This is a genomic window from Mesorhizobium sp. LSHC420B00, from assembly GCF_000503055.1.
Classification (GTDB): Bacteria; Pseudomonadota; Alphaproteobacteria; order Rhizobiales; family Rhizobiaceae; genus Mesorhizobium.
On sequence record NZ_AYVY01000011.1, the window covers coordinates 65,181 to 88,623 of the forward strand.

Annotated in this window: 22 protein-coding genes; 2 read left to right on the forward strand and 20 right to left on the reverse strand. The window is 63.4% G+C overall.

Going from position 1 to position 23,443, the window contains the following annotated elements; all coding sequences use genetic code 11:
• Positions 1-115: 115 nt before the first annotated feature.
• The 9 genes from X760_RS56920 to X760_RS56960 all read right to left on the reverse strand — a co-directional run bounded on the left by X760_RS56920 (position 116) and on the right by X760_RS56960 (position 10,038).
• Positions 116-1,234, reverse strand: a complete 1,119-nt coding sequence (locus tag X760_RS56920; protein WP_023719655.1) for a branched-chain amino acid ABC transporter substrate-binding protein — start codon at positions 1,232-1,234, stop codon at positions 116-118.
• A 140-nt stretch (positions 1,235-1,374) separates the two neighbouring features.
• Positions 1,375-1,722 carry a DUF6867 family protein gene (locus X760_RS56925; protein ID WP_023719656.1) on the reverse strand — a complete coding sequence of 116 codons (348 nt, stop codon included), beginning with the start codon at positions 1,720-1,722 and terminating at the stop codon, positions 1,375-1,377.
• 17 nt (positions 1,723-1,739) lie between these two features.
• Positions 1,740-2,468: an ABC transporter ATP-binding protein gene (locus X760_RS56930; protein WP_023719657.1), complete on the reverse strand. Its 729-nt coding sequence runs from the start codon at positions 2,466-2,468 to the stop codon at positions 1,740-1,742.
• Positions 2,468-3,979, reverse strand: coding sequence for an ATP-binding cassette domain-containing protein (locus X760_RS56935; RefSeq protein WP_023719658.1), 1,512 nt, complete (start codon positions 3,977-3,979; stop codon positions 2,468-2,470). Before X760_RS56935 ends, X760_RS56930 begins: the two co-directional genes overlap by 1 nt.
• On the reverse strand, positions 3,979-5,574 hold the full coding sequence (gene livM, locus X760_RS56940; RefSeq protein ID WP_023719659.1) for a high-affinity branched-chain amino acid ABC transporter permease LivM: 1,596 nt from the start codon (positions 5,572-5,574) through the stop codon (positions 3,979-3,981). Before livM ends, X760_RS56935 begins: the two co-directional genes overlap by 1 nt.
• A gap of 4 nt (positions 5,575-5,578) precedes the next feature.
• Positions 5,579-6,481, reverse strand: a complete 903-nt coding sequence (locus tag X760_RS56945; protein WP_023719660.1) for a branched-chain amino acid ABC transporter permease — start codon at positions 6,479-6,481, stop codon at positions 5,579-5,581.
• 334 nt (positions 6,482-6,815) lie between these two features.
• Entirely contained in the window at positions 6,816-7,817 is a 1,002-nt protein-coding gene (locus tag X760_RS56950) for a 4-hydroxyproline epimerase (protein ID WP_023719661.1), read from the reverse strand.
• Positions 7,818-7,845: 28 nt separating this feature from the next.
• Positions 7,846-9,096 carry an FAD-binding oxidoreductase gene (locus X760_RS56955; RefSeq protein ID WP_023719662.1) on the reverse strand — a complete coding sequence of 417 codons (1,251 nt, stop codon included), beginning with the start codon at positions 9,094-9,096 and terminating at the stop codon, positions 7,846-7,848.
• A gap of 48 nt (positions 9,097-9,144) precedes the next feature.
• A complete protein-coding gene (locus tag X760_RS56960; protein WP_023719663.1) occupies positions 9,145-10,038 on the reverse strand; it encodes a dihydrodipicolinate synthase family protein in 894 nt (297 codons plus the stop codon).
• Between the two features lie 103 nt (positions 10,039-10,141).
• Here X760_RS56960 and X760_RS56965 point away from each other — a divergent pair, with 103 nt between their 5' ends.
• Positions 10,142-10,795, forward strand: coding sequence for a GntR family transcriptional regulator (locus X760_RS56965; protein WP_023719664.1), 654 nt, complete (start codon positions 10,142-10,144; stop codon positions 10,793-10,795).
• 14 nt (positions 10,796-10,809) lie between these two features.
• On the opposite strand, the gene X760_RS56970 is transcribed toward X760_RS56965, so the two are convergent.
• The 3 genes from X760_RS56970 to X760_RS56980 form a co-directional block, all read right to left on the reverse strand.
• Entirely contained in the window at positions 10,810-11,124 is a 315-nt protein-coding gene (locus X760_RS56970) for a hypothetical protein (protein ID WP_023719665.1), read from the reverse strand.
• Between the two features lie 305 nt (positions 11,125-11,429).
• Positions 11,430-11,729 (reverse strand): hypothetical protein, encoded by a 300-nt coding sequence (locus X760_RS56975; protein ID WP_023719666.1) that lies wholly within the window; start codon positions 11,727-11,729, stop codon positions 11,430-11,432.
• A 414-nt stretch (positions 11,730-12,143) separates the two neighbouring features.
• Complete coding sequence (locus X760_RS56980) at positions 12,144-13,640, reverse strand: CoA-acylating methylmalonate-semialdehyde dehydrogenase (RefSeq protein WP_023719667.1); 1,497 nt, start codon at positions 13,638-13,640, stop codon at positions 12,144-12,146.
• A 375-nt stretch (positions 13,641-14,015) separates the two neighbouring features.
• On the opposite strand from X760_RS56980, the gene X760_RS56985 reads away from it, so the two are divergent.
• Positions 14,016-14,897, forward strand: coding sequence for a LysR family transcriptional regulator (locus X760_RS56985; RefSeq protein WP_023719668.1), 882 nt, complete (start codon positions 14,016-14,018; stop codon positions 14,895-14,897).
• A gap of 39 nt (positions 14,898-14,936) precedes the next feature.
• On the opposite strand, the gene X760_RS56990 is transcribed toward X760_RS56985, so the two are convergent.
• The 8 genes from X760_RS56990 to rsfS form a co-directional block, all read right to left on the reverse strand.
• Positions 14,937-16,193: a D-amino acid dehydrogenase gene (locus tag X760_RS56990; RefSeq protein ID WP_023719669.1), complete on the reverse strand. Its 1,257-nt coding sequence runs from the start codon at positions 16,191-16,193 to the stop codon at positions 14,937-14,939.
• Positions 16,194-16,331: 138 nt separating this feature from the next.
• A complete protein-coding gene (gene alr, locus X760_RS56995; RefSeq protein ID WP_023719670.1) occupies positions 16,332-17,501 on the reverse strand; it encodes an alanine racemase in 1,170 nt (389 codons plus the stop codon).
• 29 nt (positions 17,502-17,530) lie between these two features.
• Positions 17,531-18,052 carry an RNA pyrophosphohydrolase gene (locus X760_RS57000; RefSeq protein ID WP_023719671.1) on the reverse strand — a complete coding sequence of 174 codons (522 nt, stop codon included), beginning with the start codon at positions 18,050-18,052 and terminating at the stop codon, positions 17,531-17,533.
• Position 18,053: 1 nt separating this feature from the next.
• On the reverse strand, positions 18,054-19,265 hold the full coding sequence (locus tag X760_RS57005; protein ID WP_023719672.1) for a divergent polysaccharide deacetylase family protein: 1,212 nt from the start codon (positions 19,263-19,265) through the stop codon (positions 18,054-18,056).
• 198 nt (positions 19,266-19,463) lie between these two features.
• Positions 19,464-20,789 carry a S41 family peptidase gene (locus X760_RS57010; RefSeq protein ID WP_023719673.1) on the reverse strand — a complete coding sequence of 442 codons (1,326 nt, stop codon included), beginning with the start codon at positions 20,787-20,789 and terminating at the stop codon, positions 19,464-19,466.
• Positions 20,790-22,133 carry a murein hydrolase activator EnvC gene (locus tag X760_RS57015; protein WP_023719674.1) on the reverse strand — a complete coding sequence of 448 codons (1,344 nt, stop codon included), beginning with the start codon at positions 22,131-22,133 and terminating at the stop codon, positions 20,790-20,792.
• A 151-nt stretch (positions 22,134-22,284) separates the two neighbouring features.
• Positions 22,285-22,767 carry a 23S rRNA (pseudouridine(1915)-N(3))-methyltransferase RlmH gene (gene rlmH / locus X760_RS57020; RefSeq protein ID WP_023719675.1) on the reverse strand — a complete coding sequence of 161 codons (483 nt, stop codon included), beginning with the start codon at positions 22,765-22,767 and terminating at the stop codon, positions 22,285-22,287.
• A 61-nt stretch (positions 22,768-22,828) separates the two neighbouring features.
• Positions 22,829-23,206: a ribosome silencing factor gene (gene rsfS / locus X760_RS57025; protein ID WP_023678068.1), complete on the reverse strand. Its 378-nt coding sequence runs from the start codon at positions 23,204-23,206 to the stop codon at positions 22,829-22,831.
• Between the last annotated feature and the right edge of the window lie 237 nt (positions 23,207-23,443).

A 23,443-nucleotide genomic window follows, 5' to 3' on the forward strand; every position in this document is an offset into this window, starting at 1 on the left:
CAGTGCAAACAAAATCGGGCAGCGGCTAAACCGATTTAAATCAACTCGATGCCGTCAAAACGGAAATGCCCGGCGCAAGCGCCGGGCATCTCCAAAATTATCGTCGTCGACAGGCTTACATCTTCTGGATGTAGGTGTACTTGCCGTCGTCGCCCTTCTTCCACTCGTACATGACGTAGCCGGGCAACGTCGGATCGCCCTTCGCGTCATAGGAGAGGTCGCCCAGAACGGTCTTGAACGGACCCTTCTCATGCAGCGCCTTGGCAACTTCCTGCGGGTCGTTCGACTTGGCAACGGTGGCTGCTTCGGCGATCGCCTGCATGGCGGCGTAGGAGTAAAGCGTGTAGGCCTCCGGTTCGAAGCCCTGCGCGCGGAACTTCTCGACGAGTTCCTTGTTCGTCGGGATCAGACGCGGATCCGGGCCGAACGTGTTCAGCGTGCCCGCAACTGCGTCGCCAGCGATCGAGGCCAGCTCGTTCGACACGATGCCGTCGCCGGAAACCAGCGTCGCCTTGAGGCCCTGGTCAGCCGCCTGGCGGATGATCAGGCCGGCTTCGGTGTGCAGGCCACCCCAATAGATGATGGAAACGCCGGCTTCCTTCATCTTGGCGATCAGCGCCGAGAAGTCCTTGTCGCCGACATTGACGCCTTCGTACATGACTTCCGTCAGGCCGGCTGCGTTCATCGCCTTCTTGGTCTCATCGGCAAGGCCCTGGCCGTAGGTCGTCTTGTCGTGGATGACCGCGATCTTGGCATCCTTGAAGTTCGCCGCGAGATAGGCGCCGGCGATGCTGCCCTGCTGGTCGTCACGTCCGCAGGTGCGGAACGTGTTCCACATGCCGCGTTCGGTGAACTTCGGATTGGTCGCGGCCGGCGTGATCTCGAGGATGCCGTTTTCCGCGTAGACTTCCGACGCCGGGATCGAGACGCCCGAGTTGAAGTGGCCAACCACGAACTTGACGCCGTCGCCGACGAACTTGTTGGCGACCGAGATGCCCTGCTTCGGATCGGAGACGTCGTCGCCGACCGAGAGCTTGATCTGCTCGCCATTGATGCCACCGGCCGCATTGATGTCGGCGACGGCCTGTTCGGCACCCTTCTGCAGCTGCGCGCCGAAGGCGGCATTCGGACCGGTGATCGGACCGGCGACGCCAACCAGGACGTCAGCCCACGCGCTGCCGCTGAACGCGATCAGCGCGGTCAGGGCGACGGCGGACAAAAGTGATTTTTTCATGTAAAACGCTCCCATTTACGGAGTGGGCGTTGGATGATGCTTTCATGCGATGCCCACTTTTACTCGCAGAAAACGTACTTTGCCGATTTTCAGGCACTTGTCACGCCGATTCATCCCCGAAACGGCGTTAATCATGAACGTCAACCTTTCGGCTTCCAGCTCAAAACCGATGCTCTTTCATAGAGCCAATTATACTGTGTCACCATCTGGTTTGTGCGCGTGTATTGATAGCCGATGAAGCCCAATATCATCAGTACGATCGTATCCACGATATAGTAATGCAGCGAGAACATCGTGCCGCCGAACAGCGCGTGATGAATGAACCTTACGCCAATGCCAAGGCCGAGCATGTAGGCGAACAATTGGAGGAAGCTGCGCCATGTCTGGGCGCTGGCCTTGCCGGTCATCCATGCCGCCCAGCCGCCGAGCAGGCAGGTGACGAAGAAGAACTGCCAGATCGAGGGTTCCTCGTAGAGAATGCCCTGCATGATGAAGTCTCCTGAACTCAGTGGTGGCCGCCTTCGAGATAGGCGGCGCGCACTTCCGGATTGGCGAGCAGCTCCTTGCCGGTGCCGCTCATCGTCACATTGCCGTTGACCATGACATAGCCGCGCGTCGCGAGCTTCAGCGCGCCGAAGGCGTTCTGCTCGACCAGGAACACTGTCAGCCCTTGGGTCCGGTTCAACTCGCGGATGGCGTCGAAGATCTGCTTCACGATCAGCGGCGCCAGGCCGAGCGACGGCTCGTCGAGCAGGAGCAGCTTCGGCCGTGCCATCAGCGCACGCCCGATCGACAGCATCTGCTGTTCGCCGCCCGACAGGGTGCCGCCGCGCTGGGCGATGCGTTCCTTCAGGCGCGGAAACAGCGTGAACACCTTCTCGACGTCCTCGTCGTAATGCTTGAGGCCGTCGAGGCTGGCGCCCATCTGCAGGTTTTCCATCACCGTCATGCGCGGGAAGATGCGCCGGCCCTCCGGCGACTGGGCGATCCGCATCCGCGCGATCTCATGCGTTGGCATCTGGGTAATATCGGTGCCGGCGAAGGTGATCGTGCCCGCCCGGGCCCGCGGAGCACCAAAAATGGTCATCATCAGCGTCGACTTGCCGGCGCCGTTGGCGCCGATCAGCGCCACGATCTCGCCCTGCCTGACGGTGACGTCGACACCGTTCAGCGCCCTGATGTTGCCGTAGTAGGTCTGGACGCCTTTGATATCGAGCAGCGTTGTGCCGGCCATCACTTGCGCCCTCCGCGCTTGCCCGCAGGTGCGGCAGCAGTCTTGCCGGCAACTGTTTTCGCAGTTTTCCCGGAAGCGTGGCTCGTTTCCACTTTCCCGGCGTCGACGCGGCGCGAAAATTCCGTCTCCTTGCCGGCGGCGAGAAGCTTGGCCTGACCAACCCAGTCCTCACGGGCGATGCGTCCGTCGAAGGCGAGATAGGCCTCGACGGCCGCGACGTCGGCTTTCTTCCATGCCGCGATCTGGTCGAAATGGAAGATGCCGTGCTGGTTAAGCTTCTTCTCGTTGACCGTGCCGATGCCCTTGATGCGGGTCAGATTGTCGGCCTCGCCGCCACGTGGCGCTGTGAGCCGGTTCGAAACGCCCGCGACCTTCGACTTGGCCGGCGCCTTAGCCGTGGAGGGTTTCGCGGTCGGCTTAGCTGCAGCGGGTTCCGCCTTGGCCGGGGGAGCGGCGGCTTGCGCTGCTGCCTTGCTTGCCGCGGCACTCGACTTTGCATCGAACTGCCCGGCTTTCGAGGCGCCTTTCGACACGGTCACGCGCTCGCCCTCGCTGTGGCCGATCGTATCGGTCACCGGTCCGGCGAGATACGAAGACGATGTGCCTGGGCCGTGCGCGGAATCGGGACCGGTGTCCAATTGCTCGATGACGTCCTCGTCGCCGACTTCGGTCAGTACCGTCTCGACTTCCTCGTCTTCGACGCCGAGATAGGCAGCGATGACGCGCGGGTCCGTGCGTACCGAATGCGGGCTGCCGTCCGATATCTTGCGCCCGTATTCGAGCACCACGACGTGGTCGGAAATCTGCATGACCACCGCCATGTCGTGCTCGATCAGCAGGATCGAGGTGCCGGTGTTGTCTTTGATGTCCATCAGCAGCGCGTTGAGCGCCATTGATTCTTTCGGATTGAGGCCGGCAGCCGGCTCGTCGAGGCAGAGCAACTCCGGACCCGTGCACATCGCCCGCGCGATCTCGAGGCGTCGTTGCGCGCCATAGGGCAGGTCGCCGGCCGGGTCGTCGGCACGGTCGACGAGATCGGCCTTCTCCAGCCAGTGCCTGGCCAGTTCGACCGACTCGGCCGATGCCTTCCGGTAGCCGCTGAAGCCGAACAGGCCGAGCACGGTGTAGCCGGACGCCTTCATCAGCTTGTTGTGCTGGGCTACCAGCAGGTTCTCGAGCAGCGTCATGCCCGAGAACAGGCGGATGTTCTGAAAGGTGCGCGCCACCTTGGCGCGTGCCGGGATTTCATGGTTCGGCAGGCGTTCGAGCAGATAGCTCGAGCCGTCGCGCCTATTGAGCGTGAGCATGCCTTCCGACGGTTTGTAGAAACCGGTGATGCAATTGAACACCGTGGTCTTGCCGGCGCCGTTCGGTCCGATCAGCGCGGTGATCTCGCCGCGCTTGGCCTGGAAGGAGAGATCGCCGATGGCGACCAGACCGCCGAATTTCATCGACAGATGGTCGACCTGCAGGATGGCATCGTTCATGGGAGATGGGTTCGTATCACTCATCAGCCGTGGCCTTCCTTGGTGAAGGAGCCGGATACGGCCTTGCTCTTCTTGAGGAAGGCTGTCGGTTCACGGCTGCCGACGAAGCCGCGCGGCTTCCACAGCATGACGATGACCATGGCCATGCCGAATAAAAGCATGCGGTAGAGTTCCGGGGTGAAGTCGGGGCCGAAGACCTGCTTCAGGAAATCGAGTTCGCGCAGCACCTCCGTGCCGCCGATCATCACCATGGCGGCGACGGCGATGCCAACCAGCGAACCCATGCCGCCAAGCACGACCATAGCCAGAATGATGGCCGACTCCAGGAAGATGAAGGATTCGGGGCTGACGAAACCTTGCCGTGCCGCGAAGAACGAGCCGGCGAAGCCGCCGAACATGGCGCCGGTGGCAAAGGCAGTGAGCTTGGTGGTGGTGGTGTTGATGCCGAGCGAGCGGCAGGCGATCTCATCCTCGCGCAGCGCTTCCCAGGCGCGGCCGACAGGCATGCGCCTTAGCCTTATCGTGACGAAGGCGGTGAGCAGGCAGAGCCCCAGGATCAGATAGTAGAGGAATATCTTGTAGTAGGCGCTCGATGTGGCGATATCCAACACCTTGGCGATATAATTCGGATCCGAAACGTTGAACGTCATCAGGCCGAAAAAGGTGACCTTGGGGATGCCGGAGATGCCGGCCGAGCCGTTCGTAACCTCGCGCCAATTGATCAGCACGAGACGAATGATCTCGCCGAAGGCAAGCGTCACGATCGCCAGATAATCGCCGCGCAGACGCAGCACCGGAAACCCGAGCAATACCCCCCAGAAGGCGGCCATGGCGCCGGCGGCGGGCAGCAGGATCCAGAACGACAGGCCAAAATGCGTGCCGAGCAGCGCATAGGCATAGGCGCCGACCGCGTAGAAGGCGACGTAGCCGAGATCGAGCAGGCCGGCGAGGCCGACGACGATGTTCAGCCCCCAGGCCAGCATCACATAGATCAGGATCTGGATGCCGAAATTGTCGACCCATTTCAGTGAACCCTGGAACCCGCCGGCCATCGACCCTGCGTACCCGGCAAGCACCGCCACGACGATGATCGGGTAGAGCGCCAGTGCGGTTATGCCCAACGCCGAGAAATGGGCGAGGATGAAGGTGCGGAAATAGAACAGCACCGAGGCCAGCGCATAGATGATCGCCAGCGCCCGCGCGAAGCGCGCATAACCGGCGAGACCCGGCCCCAGCAAACCATCGAGCGAGCCGGCCAGCAGCGCCAGCACAGCCACTACGACGACGGCAGCAATGAAATACGGCAACCGGAAGAACCGCGTCGCCACGCTTTCCGGCAACAGCCCGGTGGCGATGTCGGCAATCTTCTGGTTGGCCAGGAAGGGCTGGCCGTAGGCAACGTAGAGAAAGCGGCCGAGCATGGTGGCGATCACCACGGCGGCGAGCAGGCCCCAGCGCTGTACGAGGATCAGCTCGTTGGAGATGTTCTGATCGGTCCGCAGGCCGATGAACAGCACGAACAGGCCGAGCGCGATGGCACCAGCATAAAGCGCCTCGCGCGTGGCGCGTTGCACTGGGGTGGCGACGACGCCGCGCTCCGGAGATACAGTGACCGCCATGACCTCAGACCTTTTCGACTTCTGGCCGGCCCAATATGCCGGAAGGCAGGAAGATCAGGACGATCGCCAGGATGGAGAAGGCGGCGACGTCCTTGTAGTCGATCGAGAAATAAGCCGACCACATGCTTTCGATGAAGCCGATCATCAGCCCGCCGAGCACGGCGCCGGGCAGCGAGCCGATGCCGCCGAGCACCGCCGCGGTGAACGCCTTCACGCCGGGCGTGAAACCGTCGGAGAAGGCGATGACGCCGTAATACATCAGGAACAGCGTGCCGGCGACGGCAGCAAGGGCCGCACCCATGACGAAGGTGATCGAGATGGTGCGGTCGACGTCGATGCCAAGCAACGCCGCCATCTTGCGGTCCTGCTCGCATGCCCTTTGCGCCCGGCCTAGTGAGGTCTTGTTGACCAAATACCAGAACAGCGCCAGCAGCAGCGCGGTGACGATGACGATGATGATCTGCTTCAGCGATACGCTGATGCCCTCGATGTTGTAGACCGTGGACACCATCGGCGGGATCGGCTTGTTGCGCGGCCCTTGCGTCACCTGGACGAAGTTCGACAGGGCGATCGACATGCCGATCGCGGTGATCAGCGGCGCCAGCCGGAACGAACCGCGCAAAGGCCGGTAGGCCACCTTCTCGATCGTCCAATTATACAGGCTGGTCAGCAGCATCGCGACGATCATCATGATCAGCAGCGCGATCACCACCGGCAAGGAATAGAACAATGCGCCGAGAATGAGGAAAACGATGAGGGCGGTGAATGCCCCGACCATGAAGATGTCGCCATGGGCAAAATTGATCATGCCGATGATGCCGTAGACCATCGTATAGCCGATCGCTATCAGCCCATAGATCGATCCCAGCGTCAGCCCATTGATAAGCTGCTGGACAAAATACTGCATGCTGTCGTGGCTCCCCTGGAATGTCGCCCATGCAGACGCATTCCTTTTCGTATTTCCCCTAGTCGTAAAGTTTCGAGCCCGGATTGCAACGTGATTTTTCGATGGCTATGCGTGTTTTCGCCGCACGCCGTCCGATTGCCCGTTTTATTCCCGTCCGGCCCCTGGACCATCGCGGACCCTACCATTGGCCTAACGCAATGTCTTTGACGATTCAACCGCACCATGCGCCTCGTTTCGAAGAAATCGCCGTCAAAATAAGTTGATGAGCGGGATCGTTGCGTCGTTGATCGCAATCCGTTTACGCTCTCTTTCTTCCCCTGCGTCAGCGTTTTTTCTATTTGACGACGAAGCCGTGCGCGAACGGGTCGCGGTCGTCGATGAAGATCGTGTTCAATCCGGTCATCCGTGCCCAGCCGCCGATCGACGGAATGATCGCCGGCTTGCCGGCGACGGTGACCTCTTTTTCCACCCTGCCCTTGAACAGCGAGCCGATGATCGATTCATGGACGAAGTCGTCGCCAACCCCAAGCTTGCCCTTGGCGTGAAGCTGCGCCATCCGCGCCGAGGTGCCGGTGCCGCAGGGCGAGCGGTCGATCGCCTTGTCGCCGTAGAAGACGGCGTTGCGGGCATCGGCTTGCGGGTTGGTCGGCGCACCGGTCCACAATATGTGCGACAGCTTGTCGATGCCGGGATTCTCCGGGTGGACGAAGGAATATTTCTCGTTGAGCCGCTGCCGCACCACCGGGCTCCAGGCGATCAGCTCGCCCGCCGAATGGTCGGCCATGTCGCGATAGTTCGTTTGCGGTTCGACGATGGCGTAGAAATTGCCGCCATAGGCGACATCGACGCTGATCTCGCCGAGCCCGGGGCATTCGACCGTCAGTCCCTCGGCATAGAGGAAGGACGGCACATTGGTGATGCGCACCTCCTCGACATAGTCGCCGACCTGCTTGTACTCGGCGACGACCAGGCCCGCCGGCGTATCCAGCCTGAGCACGCCCGGCGTCTTCGGCTTGATCAGCCCATGTTCGACGGCAAAGGTCACAGTGCCGATTGTGCCGTGGCCGCACATCGGCAGACAGCCGGAGGTTTCGATGAACAGGATGGCGATGTCGCAATCCTCGCGCGTCGGCGGATAGAGGATCGAGCCGGACATCACGTCATGGCCGCGCGGCTCGAACATCAGCCCGGTGCGGATCCAGTCATATTCGGCCAGGAAATGCGCTCGCCGCTCCATCATCGTCGAGCCGTTGAGCAGCGGTCCGCCGCCGGCGACCAGCCGCACCGGATTGCCGCAGGTGTGGCCGTCTATGCAGAAGAAGGAATTCTTGGCCATGCCGGCTCCCAACTGAATGTCTTCGATCTCAAAACCGTTGCGGACTGAACGGACCGAGATCGAGCGATGGACTCTGCCCGAGAACGAGCTCACGGATCAAGCGTCCGGTCGCCGCGGCCTGGGTCAGGCCGAGATGACCATGGCCGAAGCCATACACCACCGACGGCGTTTTTTGCGACCGCCCGATCACCGACAACGAATCCGGCAGCGACGGCCGGAATCCCATCCATTCGCGGCCATTGGCCGGATCCAGCCCTGGCAGGAATTTTTGCGCCTTTTCGAGCAGTGCTTTCGAGCGCGCATAATTGGGCGGCCTTTCGAGGCCGCCGAGCTCGACCGCGCCACCGACGCGCAGGCCGGTCTCGAGCGGCGTGATGACAAAGCCATGCCCGGAGAAGATCAATTGCCGCTTTACGTCGAACGCAGTCTTCGGCAGCGTCGTGTTGTAGCCACGCTCGGTCTCCAGCGGGATGCCGTCGCCGAGATGTCTCGCCAGCAGATGCGACCAGGCCCCGGCAGCGATGACGACATGCTTTGCCCGACGCGTCGTACCGTCGGCCATGGTCAGGATCGCGTCGCCCTGTCCCGCCTCGATACGCTCGATCCGGGCCTTTTCGAACCCCGCGCCCAACCTCTCGGCATAGGCCCATAAGGCCTTTCCAAGCAGCTTGGGGTCGGCGACGGTCTTCCACCCCGGCACGAACGTGCCCCTGGCGAAGCGCGGCGACAGGCCGGGCTGCAAGGCGGCGAGAGCGCTGCCTTCGACATGGTTGAAGCCGATGCCGAAGCGCTGCCTTGCCGCCCAGCCGGGCAGCGACACCTTGAACTCGGCCTCGCTTTCGTAGAGTTCGAGCGAGCCGTCCTCGTGCAGCATCGGCCGTGTGCCGGAACGGTCGAGCAAGCCCATCCATTCCGCCTCGGCGAGCTTCATCATCCCGGCCTGCGCGGCAAGGCCGGCTTCATAGCGGTCGCTTCGGCCGGCCCGCCAGAAGCGGACCAGCCAAGGCAACAGCTTCGGCAAATAGGCGGGCGGAATGCTGAGCGGGCCGAGCGGGTCGGCGAGCCATTTCGGCAGCTGCCTGATCATGCCCTTGTGGGCGAGCGGCAGCACATCGGAGAAGGCAAAGGCAGCGGCATTGCCGGAGCTGGTTTCCTCGCAGATCCCCGTCCGATCGAAGATCGTGACGTTTCGCCCCGCCTCGGCCAGAAAGGCGGCGGCGCAGATGCCGATGATGCCGCCACCAATGATGGCAACATCGAGCGTAGCATCATCATTCATTGCCATGCGCCGCGCTGCACATCTGCAAATAGCCTCAAAGTGACTGGATCAGAATGTCGGCAGCTCTGGCCGCACCGCCAGCGCATCCCTGACGATCTTTTCGACAGCCTTGCGGCGCTCGCCCGACAATGGCTGGCGCGGCATGCGCACCCGGTCATTGGTATCGATGGCGAAGACTTCCGCGAGCTTGATGTTCTGCACCAGATAGGTCGATACGTCGAGATCGAGCAGCGGCCGGAACCAGCGGTAGATCTTCAGCGCCTCCTCACGGCGGCCCTGTCTCATCAGCTGGTAGATAGCGACCGTCTCGCGCGGGAACGCGGTGACCAGGCCCGCCACCCAGCCGATAGCGCCGACCGACAGCGCCTCGAAGGCGAGATTGTCGACGCCGGTGAACAAATCGTAGCGGTCGCCGAGGCGGTTGATGATCTCGGTCGAGCGGCGGATATCGTCGGAGGACTCCTTGATGGCGACGAAGCGCTGGTCCTTCGCCAGTTCCTCCATCTGGTCGACGGTGACGTCGACGCGGTAGGCAAGCCGGTTGGAGTAGATCATCACCGGCAGGTCGCCGGCCGCGGCGACGGCGCTGAGTGCCGCGACTGTCTCCTCGGCATTGGTATGGTAGATCGGGCTCGGCACCACCATCAAACCGTTGGCGCCTTCTTTTGCGGCGCGGCGCGCGATCGTCGCCGCCTCGCGTGTGCCGGCTTCGTTGACCGTCAACAGCACCGGTTTGTTGCCGGCGATCTTCTGCGCGGTCTTCAGCACCTCGATCTTTTCGTCATGCGACAGCATCGGTCCTTCGCCAAGCGAGCCACAGACGATGATGCCGTCGCAGCCGGCCTCCATCTGCAGCGCAAAGCAGCGCTCCATCTCGGCATGGTCGAGGCGATCATCCTCGGTGAATTTGGTCGTAACGGCGGGGAAAACTCCGGCCCACATGTCGGTTGCTCCATCTGATATATCAGTCGTATATTTCTTAAGAAGCCGGCTGTCAACGTTGAATCTGATATGATATATCAAAAATATATCAGGAGACGCCGCATTGGTATATGACAACCCAGGCTCCGAGCCGGCGACTGCGAAGGCCTACCGCAGGCTCGAGCATATGATCGTAACGCTCGAACTGGCGCCCGCGAGCTTCATCACCGAGGGGGCGCTGATCGACAGGCTCGGCCTTGGCCGCACCCCGGTGCGCGAAGCGATCCAGCGGCTGGCCTGGGAGGGGCTGCTCGAGGTCCGGCCGCGTGCCGGCATTGCCATTGCCCCGCTTCACCCTGGCGACTGGCTGCGCGTCCTCGACGCCCGCCGCGGCGTCGAGGTCGTGCTTGCCCGCTCGGCCGCCCGCTTCGTCACCCGCGAGGCCGCCGACCTGTTTCATGACGCAGCGCTGGCCATGCAAAAGGCCGTGATTTCGGAAAATGTTCTTTGCTTCATCCAAGCCGACAAGGCGCTTGATGAGGCGCTGGCGCTGGCTGCAGACAACCCGTTCGCGGCGCGCCTGGCGGCGCCCTTGCAAACCCACAGCCGCCGCTTCTGGTTCCGCTACAAGGCCGATACCGGCTTGGCCGAATCCGCCGAGCACCATGTCGCATTGATCCGCTCGATCCTCGCCGGCGACGAAGAGGCCGCGGCCAAGGACGCCAAGCGGCTGATGGCGTTGCTGCGCGGCCACGCTGAGGCAGCTGCTACGCGCTGACGCCGCCCGCTCCCTCATGAGTTTTGGCCGGGCAGGGCGTCCACGCTTTCCCAATTTTCGCCGGCTGCGACAATGCAGCTTCTGCCGGCGACGTCGGTCACGATGACCGTCCAGCTTCCGCTATCGGCGACAAAAACTTCCATGACCGCCTCCTGACCGATCAGTCCGAGAGCAAACTGTCTTTCCTGGAAATTCTCGGCCAGGTGGGCGACGAGGTCGCCATGTTCAACGCAGTATTGATATTGGGCGCTTGCGGCATTCGTACCCACCGCGAATAAGCCAGCAAAAGCTACGGTCTTCACCCATCCTAACAGCGATTTGCGTGCCATAGGGCACCTCCTTTGCCATCACGATCCGGCAAAGGGAGGTGATTGACGGCCTCATTTTGCCGGAGCGATCCAGGCCGGTTCCGACGTCATCATCGCGTCGCTCCTTTCCGTGTTCCGGTCTGCCGCCAGCGGGAACGATTCTGGATGTTCTCGCTATGTTCCATATATGGTATCGCTAACGAAAAATAGCAAGCCGTGCGCGCCTCAAGTGGGCGCGGGGAGATCCGTTTCAAGGTCGCCGAGAACAGGGCCGCAGCCCGGCTGTCGTGCCGAGGCTGCGGCCAGGTGAATAGGAAAGGCCTACTTCAGGTACCGGGCAGCGCCGCTATCGTCATCGCGCTCTCCCAGCCTTCGCCGACTGAAATCACGCAGCTTTGACCTTTTGTATCGCTGGCGAGGATGGTCCAGGTGCCCTTGTCGGAAACGAAGACTTCAAGCACCACATTCGGATTGACGACGCCAACCGCGCTCGGGTTTTCATGAAACTTCTCGCCGAGCGCCTTGACCATATCGGCGCGTGCCGCGCATTGCTCGGCAGCCATTGCCGGGATGGCGGAAAGCGCCGCCGTTGCCGCGCAAGCTATGATCGCCATGAGACGTGTCATCTGACATCTCCTTTGCGCCGGACGATATCCCCCGGAGCCGTCACCAGCGCCGTTGGTTGATCTGCCAGCTCCTCCTTCGCGGCAGGACTGCAACCTAAGAGGATTGCTGCCTTCTTGGTTCCATCACATTCGTGTTCATGCCGATGAAGACGGCGACAAAAAAGGCACGGGCTCCAAGCCCGGGCCTTTTCTTGCTTTCTGCGATTTGGATCAGTTCATCGTCGGGATGACGAACTCGGCGCCGTCCTTCACACCGGCCCGCGCGCCCGCAGCCGAAGCGAGGACNAGCGAGGACGCGCAGACAGGAAACCGTCCGGCTAATTCATCGTCGGGATGACGAACTCGGCGCCGTCCTTCACACCGGCCCGCGCGCCCGCAGCCGAAGCGAGGACGCGCAGACAGGAAACCGTCCGGCTAATTCATCGTCGGGATGACGAACTCGGCGCCGTCCTTCACGCCGGACGGCCAGCGCGACGTCACAGTCTTGGTCTTGGTGTAGAAGCGGAACGCGTCCGGCCCGTGCTGGTTGAGGTCGCCGAACGAGGACGCCTTCCAGCCGCCAAACGTATAGTAGGCGATCGGCACCGGGATCGGCACGTTGATGCCGACCATGCCGACCTGGACTCGTGAGGCGAAGTCCCGCGCCGCATCGCCGTCGCGGGTGAAGATGGCGACGCCATTGCCCATCTCGTGCTCGTTGGCAAGCTTGATGGCGTTTTCGTAAGTCGGCGCGCGCACCACCGACAGCACCGGCCCAAAGATCTCTTCCTTGTAAATGCGCATGTCGGCAGTCACGTTGTCGAACAGGCAGCCGCCCATATAGTAGCCGTTCTCGTAGCCCTGCATGGAAAAGCCGCGGCCATCGACCACCAGCTTGGCGCCTTCCTTGACGCCGGTGTCGACATAGGATTTGACCCGCTCCAGCGCCTGCGCCGTGACCAGAGGGCCGAAATCGGCGGAAGAATCCGTCGACGGACCGACCTTCAGGCTCTCGACGCGGGGCACCAGTTTTTCCATTAGCCGGTTGGCGGTGTCGTTGCCGACCGGGACGGCCACCGAGATCGCCATGCAGCGCTCGCCGGCCGAGCCGTAGCCGGCGCCGATCAGCGCGTCGACGGTCTGGTCCATGTCGGCATCGGGCATGATGATCATGTGGTTCTTGGCGCCGCCGAAGCACTGCACGCGCTTGCCGGCCGCGCAGCCGCGCGAATAGATGTACTGGGCGATCGGTGTCGAGCCGACGAAACCGATAGCCTTGATGTCGGGATCGTCGAGGATGGCGTCGACCACTTCCTTGTCGCCGTTGACGACATTGAGGATGCCCGCCGGCAGGCCGGCCTCGATGAACAGTTCGGCAATCCGCATCGGCACGCCCGGATCGCGCTCCGACGGCTTGAGGATGTAGGCATTGCCGCAGGCGATGGCCGGCGCGATCTTCCACAACGGGATCATCGCTGGAAAATTGAACGGCGTGATGCCGGCGACGACGCCGAGCGGCTGGCGCATCGAATAGACGTCGATGCCGGGGCCGGCGCCATCGGTGAACTCGCCCTTCATCATATGCGGCGCACCGATGCAGACCTCGACCACTTCGAGGCCACGCTGGATGTCGCCCTTGGCGTCGGCGACGGTCTTGCCGTGTTCGCGCGCCAATATCTCGGCCAGCGCATCATACTCCTTGGCGACCAGCTCGAGGAACCGCATCAAGACGCGCACGCGCCGCTGCGGGTTGGTTGCCGCCCAGCCGGGCTGTGCCGCCTTGGCGTTTTCGACCGCTGCGCGCAATTCCGCCTGCGAAGCCAACGCCACCGTGCCACGCACCGTGCCGTCCATCGGCTGCATGACGTCCTGCTTGCGGCCGCTGGTTCCGGCGACACGCTTGCCGCCAATGAAATGACCGTATTCGATCATGGTTTCTCTCCTTGGTTCGTGATGAGGCATTGTCCGCCTTTGCGGGAGCGATGGCAACGCGAGTGAAAACGCAACCGTTGTGCAGAAAATAGATAGCGGCGCGCGATTGTGCATCAAATGGCGCAAATGGTAGGGAGTGTACTCCTATCGCTTGGATTGCTGAGTTGAGTTTCTTCACACCCCCCTCTGTCCTGCCGGACATCTCCCCCGCAAGGGGGGAGATTGGCGGCTTCGGCCTTACCGCCCTTTTTGCGACGTTGGAGATTGGCGAAAGCCGACCGGACATCCGATCTCCCCCCTTGCGGGGGAGATGGCCGGCAGGCCAGAGGGGGGTGGGCGGGAACACGGCGCTCTCTATCGAAACGGACCATCCCGATGAACTGGGATGACGTTCGCATCTTCCTTGCCGTGGCGCGCGCCGGCCAGATCCTCGGCGCCGCCAGGCGGTTGGAGCTCAATCACGCGACCGTCTCGCGCCGCATTGCCGCCCTCGAGGATGCATTCAGGACAAAACTGTTTCGCCGGCTTACCACCGGCAGCGAGCTGACGCCGGCAGGCGAACGTTTCCTCGAAATCGCCGAACGCATGGAGGGCGACATGATCGCCGCGCGCTCGACCGTTTCAGGCGAAGGCGACGACGTCTCGGGCACCGTGCGCATCGGCGCGCCGGACGGTTTTGGCGTCGCCTTCCTGGCCAGGCGCCTCGGCGCGCTGACCGCTTTGCACCGCGAGCTCACCATCCAGCTGGTGCCGGTACCGCGCTCCTTCTCTTTGTCCCGCCGCGAGGCCGACATTGCCATCACCGTCGAACGGCCGACGGAAGGCCGTCTGGTGGCGGGAAAGCTCGTCGACTACACGCTCGGCCTGTTCGCGTCGCGGGCCTACGCCGACACGCATGGCCTGCCCGGAACCGCCGCCGAGCTGGGCCAGCACACGCTGATCGGCTACGTGCCGGACCTGATCGTCAGTCCCTCGCTCGACTACGCGGCCGAATTCAGCGCCGACTGGCGCACCAGCTTCGCCATTTCCTCAGCGCTCGGCCAGGCCGAAGCGGTGCGTTCCGGCGCCGGCATCGGCATCCTGCACACCTTCGTTGCCCGCTCGATGCCGGAGCTGGTGCCTCTCGATATCGTCGCACCCATCCGCCGCGCCTACTGGCTGGTCTATCATGAATCGGTCAGGCCACTGCGCCGCGTCCAGATCGCCGCGAGCTTCATCACCAAGGCCGTCGAACGGGACCGGGGTTTGTTCGCGTGAAGCCTACCGGCCGGCGGCTGTCTTAAGCTGCTGGGGGTCTTACTTGGCGTATCGTCCCGGCCCGAGATCGCCGACGTCGATGTCTGGCACCCGGCTGGAGATGATGTCGGCCAGAACCTTGGCCGAGCCGCAGGCCATGGTCCAGCCGAGCGTGCCGTGGCCGGTATTGAGATAGAGATTGGAGAAATCGGTGCGCCCGATCAGCGGCGGCCCGTCCGGCGTCATCGGCCGCAGCCCGCACCAGAAGGTGGCCGACCGCATGTCGCCGCCGCCCGCGAAAAGGTCGCCGACCGAATGTTCGAGCGTGCGGCGCCGCGATTCGTGCAGCCGCATGTCGAAGCCGGAGATTTCCGCCGTGCCGCCGACCCGGATACGGTCGCCGAGGCGGGTGATCGCCACCTTGTAGCTCTCGTCCATCACCGTCGACACCGGCGCGGCGGCGGCGTCCTTGATCGGCAGGGTGATCGAATAGCCCTTGACCGGGTAGACCGGGATGGGCCGCTTCAGCATGCGCATGAACCGCGCCGAATAGCTGCCCATCGCCATCACATAGGCGTCAGCGACCATCCAGCCCTTGCTGGTGCTGATGTTGGTGATGCGATCGCGCTTCTTGACGACGCGCCGTATCTCCGTGTCGTATTCGAAGGTGACGCCGCGTGCCGCGCAAAGCTCCGCAAGCCTGTCGGTGAACATCTTGCAGTCGCCGGTTTCGTCGCCGGGCAACCGCAGGCCACCGACGAATTTCTCGCGCACGCCAGCCAGCGCGGGCTCGGCAGCAATGCAGCCGTCGGGGTCGAGGACCTCATAAGGGACGCCATAGGTCTTCAGCACCTCGACATCGCCGCCGACGCCATCGAGCTGCTTTTGCGTTCGGAAAAGCTGCAGCGTACCCTTGGCGCGCTCGTCATAGGCGATGCCGGTCGCCTCGCGCAGCGCCTTCAGCGTGTCGCGGCTGTATTCGGCCAGCGGCACCATGCGCGCCTTGTTCAGCGCGTAGCGTTCAGCCGTGCAATTGCGCAGCATCTTGACCAGCCATATCCACATATGCGGATCGAGCGCCGGCCGCACCACCAGCGGACCATGCTTCATCAACAGCCATTTGACGGCCTTCAGCGGAACGCCGGGCCTGGCCCAGGGCGAGGCATAGCCGGGCGAGATCTCGCCGGCATTGGCAAAGCTGGTTTCCAGCGCCGGGCCTTTCTGGCGGTCGATCACCGTCACCTGATGGCCGGCCTCGGCAAGAAAATAGGCGGTGGTGACCCCGATCACACCGCCGCCCAGCACGAAGATCTTCATCGCTTAGTTCTCCGCAACGGCGTCTCGTCAGGGTTCGGGTCCGGGATCATCGCCGCCTTCTGTCTGCCGGATTCTGCGGCGTCCGCCAAGTGCCGATGCTGAGGGAAACGACATGCGTGAGGACAACAAGCTTGCGTCCTAGCCATTCACATAGCGCCGGTGGAAGCGGTGGCCGAGGCTGGTCAAGACCTCATAGCCGATGGTGCCGGCCTGGCCGGCTACCTGGTCCACGGTCTGCGACGACGGCCCGATCAGTTCGACGAGGTCGCCGGCCTTCAGCTTGCCGGGCGGCAATGCGGAAATGTCAAGGATGATCGAATCCATCGAAACCCGGCCGATGAAGGGCAGCCGCACATTTTCGAACCAGGCAGCGGAAGCGGCGCGTCGATGCCAGCCATCGCCGTAGCCGAGCGAAATCGTCGCCGCGGCAAGCGGGGCCTTGGTGTGGAAAGTGTGGCCGTAGCCGACACCGGCGCCGGCCTCCAGCATCCGCGTCTGGATGACCTTGGCTTGCAATCGCACCACCGGCAGCATCGGGTTGTCCTTCGCCGGCGTCGGATTGATGCCATAGAGAGCGGCACCCGGACGAACGAGGTCGTAGTGATAGCGCTGCCCGAGAAAAATGCCTGATGAATTTGCAAGCGACGCCGGCGCTCCCGGCAGCATCCGGCGCAGCCGTTCGAATTCCAGCCGTTGCTGCTCGTTGGCCGGTTGCTCGGGTTCGTCGGCGCAGGCGAGATGGCTCATCACGAAGGTCAGTTCGACACCATCGAAAGCCTGCGGATCCTGCGCGATGGCTTTCACCTCCTCGGGCGCCATGCCGAGCCGCGACATGCCGCTGTCGACCTGGACGGCGGCAGGCAATTTATGGCCCACCCGCCCGGCCATCTCGCGCCATGCCGCAAGTTGGCTGGCGCTGTTGACGACAGTGCAAAGCCCCGCCGCAACCGCTTCCCGTTCCGCACCTGGCGGAATGCCGTTCAGCACGTAGATGGCCGGGTCTGAGCCGAGCGCCTTGCGCAGCAAGACGCCGCCGGCCAAATGCGCGACGAAGAAAATATCACAGCCTTCAGCCATCAGCGCCGCCGCCACCGGCGCCGCGCCAATCCCGTAACCGTCGGCCTTGACCACTCCGGCACAGCTGACGCCGCCCAGACGCGCCTTCAGCCGCCGGTAATTCTCACGGACGGCGCCAAGATCGACGGTCAGGATCGCCCCCGCCGCCGCTTCGCTGATCGGCTCACTCGGGGCGCCGGCCTGCGGTAGAGAGACGGTCTGCGGAAGGGATTTGCTGGAGATGTCGGTCATGCCGACCTGTTTTAGCGGAAGGCCGGCGGCTACGCCACCAGGTGCCGGAACGCTGCCACCACGTCTTTGTAGACCTTGCGCTTGAACGGCACGATCAGACCGGGCAGTTCCAGCATCGGCCGCCACGCCCACCGGTCGAACTCGGCCTTGTGGCCACCCGGCGGCGGATTGATTTCGATCTCGCTTTCGTCACCGTGGAAGCGGAAGGCAAACCATTTCTGCGTTTGGCCGCGATATCGTCCCTTGAAGGCGACGCCGACCAGATGGGCCGGCAGGTCGTATTTGATCCAGTGCGGCGCCTCGGCCAGCAGCGACACCGAGCGCATGCCGGTCTCTTCGTAAAGCTCGCGCTCCGCCGCGGGCAGCGGCTCCTCGCCATCGTCTATGCCGCCCTGTGGCATCTGCCAGAGCTGCGTGGTTCCAGCGAATTCGCTGTCCGGCTCGGCAATGCGATGGCCGACCCAGACCATGCCATCGCCATTGAGGACCATCACCCCTACGCAGGGCCGGTAGGGCAGTGTCTCGGCGTCAACGAGCTTGTTCTTTGCCATGTCAGCCTTTTTCCGGATCTATGGCCACCGCCGAAATCGGCACGATCTCGATGCCGCGCTTCTTGGCCTCGGTCACCCAGGACGACACGGTATCGACTGTCAGGTCGAAGGCCGAGCCGATGCCGACGGCAAAGCCTTTCGCCCGTGCCGTCGCTTCCAGCCCATCCAGTTTCTTCAATATGGCGCCGCGGTCCTGCACCGCGTCGATCGCCGTATCGCCGCCGACGAACGGCACGCCGTCCTTCAGCGCCAATTCGGATGCCAGGCTGCGCGCCGACGAACCGTCGTCGATATAGGCCAGACCACGCTTGCCAAGCTCGGCCATCAACGGCCCCATCGCCGTCGCGTCGGCCGAAAAGCGGGCGCCCATATAGTTCATGACGCCGGTGTAGTTGGTCGTTCGCGACAGCGCCCAGCGTAAATTCTTCAAATTCACGTCCGGCGCCGCTGCCACTGTCAGCGTGTTACGGCCGGGGTTGACGTTCGGATAGTCGAACGGCTCGAGCGGCACCTGCATGATGACCTCATGGCCGCCTTGCCGCGCCACCTGCATCCAGCGGCCGATGCTGTTGCCTTGCGGCGCGAAGGCCAGCGTCACTTCCGCCGGCAGCTTGGCGATGGCTGCCTGCGTGCCGGTCTGCGACACGGCAAGCCCGCCGATGACGAGCGCCACGCGTGCACCGCGTGCGCCGGACCACGGCCGCGCATAGACATCGAACGGGCGCCGGCCGTCGGCGGCGCGGATCGGCAGCGGACCGGTCTCGCTGGCCTCGATCAGCGCCTTGTCGGGAATGTGCGCGATCCTGAGGTTCTGGCCGATCGTCGAAGGGTCGCGGATGACAATGGCCGCCTTGGGCGGACCGTCGCCCTCTTCGGTCTGGACATGGATGATCTGCGGACCGCCCATCTTCCCGCTTGTCGTTTGTTCGCCCGTCTTCTGTTCGCTTGCGTTGCTTGGCGCTTCCGTTGCGGGCGTCGCCTTGGCCGGCGCCGCGGCGGGATCCGCCGCTGCCGGCATCTTCGGCGTCGAAACGGCGACTTCTTGCGGCTTGCGGAACGGCTTGTCGCGCAAGGCGATCGCGCCGGAAACGCCGACCACGGCCAGCACGACAAGCGCGGCCGCGACTGCACCGGCGCTGATCCTGCTGTCTGCGCGCGGCGCCCGGATCGCCTGTCCGAGAGGTCGTTCTATGTCCTTGCCGATATCAGCCAAGCCCGCACCCCCGGCGCGCATCTCCGAAGTGAAACCTCCGGAGACGCAAATCCAAAATGTCGGCGCGTCCCCTCGCTTCACTGGACGCGCAGCATGCCGGCCGCGGCCCCGAATCAAACTGCCGGAGCCTCGCGGCCCCGGCAGCATCGCATCGCTTCGCTCAGGCAGCCAGACCTGTTTGGCCCGGCTTGCCTGCCCTTATTGGTTCAACACGGCCTTCTGCGGATTCGGTGGGAACGCCGGATCGGTCTTCTGGCCGCGCAGCAGCTGCTCGGCATAGATGAGCTGCAAATCGTCCTTCGGTTCCGGCGGCACATAGGCTGCCGAGCCCGAACCGGTCGTGCCTTCGTCGGCGCCCTTGATATGGCCCTTGAGGTCGGATTCGCCGCGCGTCAGGTCCCTGCCCTGCAGTTCCGCCGGCAGCGGCTGGTCAACCTTGATATCGGGCGTGATGCCCTTGCCCTGGATCGACTTGCCGGACGGTGTGTAATAGAGCGCCGTCGTCAACCGCAGCGCCCCGTTCTCGCCAAGCGGAATGATGGTCTGCACCGAACCCTTGCCGAAGGACTGCGTGCCGACCACCGTGGCGCGGCGCAGATCCTGCAGCGCGCCGGCAACGATTTCCGAGGCACTGGCCGAGCCGCCATTGACGAGCACGATCAGCGGCTTGCCGCCGATGTCGTCGCCGGCCCGCGCGTCGAAGCGGGTGACGTCCTTCGGATCGCGGCCGCGCGTCGAGACGATCTCGCCACGGTCGAGGAAGGCATCCGACACACTCACCGCCTGGTCGAGCAAACCGCCCGGATTGAGGCGCAGGTCGAGCACATAGCCCTTGAGCTTGTCGTTCGGCACCTGCTTCTTGATGGTGTCGATGGCATTCTCGAGGTCGTCATAGGTCTTTTCGGTAAAGGAGGTGATCTTCATGTAGCCGATGTCGTTTTCGACCCGGAACTTCACCGCCTTGACCTTGATGATGTCGCGCACGACCGTCAGTTCGATCGGCTTGTCGGCGCCCTGGCGCAGGATGGTGAGCTTGATCGGTGTGTTGACCAGCCCGCGCATCTTCTCGACGGCGTCGTTGAGCGTCAGGCCGCGAACCTCCTCGCCATCGATCTTGGCGATATAGTCGCCGGCGAGCACGCCTGCCTTGGCGGCCGGCGTATCGTCGATCGGCGTGATCACCTTGACCAGGTCGTTCTCCATGGTGACCTCGATGCCGAGGCCGCCGAACTCGCCCTTGGTCTGCACGCGCATGTCCTGCGCTTCTTCGGCATTCATGTAGGAGGAGTGCGGGTCGAGCGAGGACAGCATGCCGTTAATGGCATTTTCAACCAGCGATTTGTCGTCGGGCGGCGTCACATAATTCGCCCGCACCCGTTCGAAGATATCGCCGAAGATCGCCAGTTGCTTATAGGTCTCGGAGCCCGCAGCCTTCGCCGTCGAGCCGGGCGCGCCATAGACCAGGCTCATCGCCGATGCACCCATCAGCGCACCGGCAAACAGAAGCGACAGTTTCCGCATCATTCACGTCCTTCCAGAAAAACGGTCCGCCCACCATGGGGCCGGATCGACGGGTTTTCCATCCTTGCGGAACTCGACATAGAGCTCCGGCGTGGCATTTCCATTCTTCGATGCCGAGGTGCTCGCCACCCGGGCCTCTCCCATCGCGCCGACCGGCTCACCTGCGAGCACCGACTGGCCAGACGCGACGCTGATTCTGCTCATCCCCGCTAGGACGACATGATAGCCGTCACCCGCATTCAGGATCAAGAGTTGACCGTAAGAGCGGAAAGGCCCCGCATAAAGCACGTTTCCATCCGCCGGCGCTGTGACGATGGCTCCCGATTGTGTCGCAACCATGTCACCGAGCATCACCGCGCCGTTACCGTCGTTGGCCCCGAAGCGCCGCTTGATCCTGCCGGTGACCGGCAGCGCGATCTGCCCTTGAAGCGCGGAAAACGGCGCAGCAGCGGTGAGCCTGTTGCTCTCCGGCACCGGCAGCGAGGCCAGTTCCGTTGGCGCCGGGGCCGATGCCGGGCCCTTGTCGGCGTCCACCGTCTTTTGCTCGGCTGCCTTGGCCGCATCCGCCGCCTTGCGGGCCCTGTCGGCCTCGAGCGATGCGATCAGCTCTTTCAGGCTGCCGGCCTTGGCCGCCAGCGTCGCGGACCGTTGCTTTTCGGCGGCCAGCGCGGTTTGCGTATCGGCGGCGAGCTTCTGCTTGGCTTCGAGCAGCATGCCGAGCCGCCTTTTTTCCGCCGCCTGCTCGCCGACCGCTGCCGTCAGCCGCGCCCGCTCGGCCTCGATCGAGGCCGTCACCCGCGACTGCTCTTTGAGATCGGCCAGCAACATGTCGGTCTGCTGGCGCAGTTCCGGCACCACGGCACCGAGCAGGATGGCGCTGCGCACCGACGACAATGCGTCCTCCGGCTTGACCAGGATCGCCGGCGGCGGATTGAGCCCCATGCGCTGCAGCGCGCCGAGCACTTCGGCCAGAACGTCACGTCTGGCGGCCAGTGAGGCGCGTATCTTCTGCTCCTGCGCCTTCAGCCCTTCCAGCTTGCCGCCAATGTCCTCGATGTCCTGGCCGAGCTTCTGCTCGGTCATCGCCGACTGGATCAGTGCCGCGGTGATCGAGGCATGGTCCTTCTTGACCGCCGCTATGTCGGCGGCGAGCTTGGCCAGCCGCTCGGACGACAGCGTGATCTCTTTCGATACCTTTTCGTATTCGGCGCGGCTCTGGTCCGGGTCCGGCGCCAGGTCGAGCGTGTTCTCAGCCCGCGCGATCCCGAGCGAAACCACGATCACCGCCGCTGCGATGCCGTAGCGCACGCGCCAGGAGCCCGTTCGTGATTTCCAGTCTTCAGACATTGAAGCCCAACTCTATGCGCGGCTTCGTTAACGAACCATCAACCATGTTCGAGCCCGGCCGCCATCCGCAAACCCCTATGAGCCCAAACTGTCGATGAGCATTGGGGCAGAAATCCGGGCGGCTGGCGTCAATTCGCTGATCGAACCGGCTTCATGAACGATGGTAGGGGTGGCCGGAAAGGATCGTGGCCGCCCTGTAAAGCTGCTCGCCCAGCATGACGCGGACCAGCTGATGCGGCCAGGTCAGAGCGCCGAGCGACACCGTCAGATCAGCCAAGTCACGCAGCGACTGGTCATGGCCGTCGGCGCCGCCAATGGCGATCACCAGCGCCTTGCGCCCGCCATCGCGCAGCAAGCTTATGCGGCCGGCGAAATCCTCGGAGGAAAGGTTCTTGCCGCGCTCATCCAGCAGCATCAGCGCCGTGCCCGGTTGCAAGTGCGTCTGCAGCTTCTGGCCTTCCTCGCGCCGGCGCTCATTGGCCGTCTGCGCGCGGCCTTCGGCAATCTCGGCGATCCCGGCGAATTCGAGGCCTACCGCAGGGCCGCTCTTGGCGAAACGCTCGAAATAGCGGTCGGCCAACTGCTTCTCGGGGCCGGCTTTCATTCGGCCCACGGCATGAACGGTAATCTTCATCCCTGCCTCGGAGAGCCGCTGATGCGTGTCGCACAACGACATGCATCAAGACGAATACGGCTCAGTGGAGGGTCTCTTCCTCAAGATCCGGCGCCTGCCACATCTTTTCGAGATTGTAGAAGTCGCGGACCTCGGGACGGAAGACATGGACGATGATGTCGCCCGAATCGATCAGGACCCAGTCGGCGCCAGCCAGCCCCTCGACGCGCGCCGTGCCGAGCCCGGCATCCTTGAGCGCCTTGAGGAGATGATCGGCGACAGCCGAGACATGACGGTGCGATCGGCCCGACGCGACGACCATGTAGTCGCCGAGGCTCGATTTCCCCTGAATGTCGATTGAGACGATGTTTTCGGCCTTGGAGTCTTCCAGACTGGCAAGGACTGTCTTGATGGCGCGGGACACGGCGTCGTTTACGCTGATCCCGGCCGGCGAAGGCACGATGTCGGCCTTCTTCCGCAGTGCTGTTCTCAGTGTATTTCCTTTCGCAGCAAGAACAACCAAATCACCTTTCAAATCAGGTGACACTGCTTAGATAGGCAGAGTTAGGTTGCAGTTTCAAGACACCGCTCGCAAGCAGACGCCCGGTAACGGCCGAATATGCGGCTTTTCCGGGCCAGAAATTCGGAACCGCCTCGCCCCGCAGCGGTTATCGGCTCATCCACGAACCGGAATCCC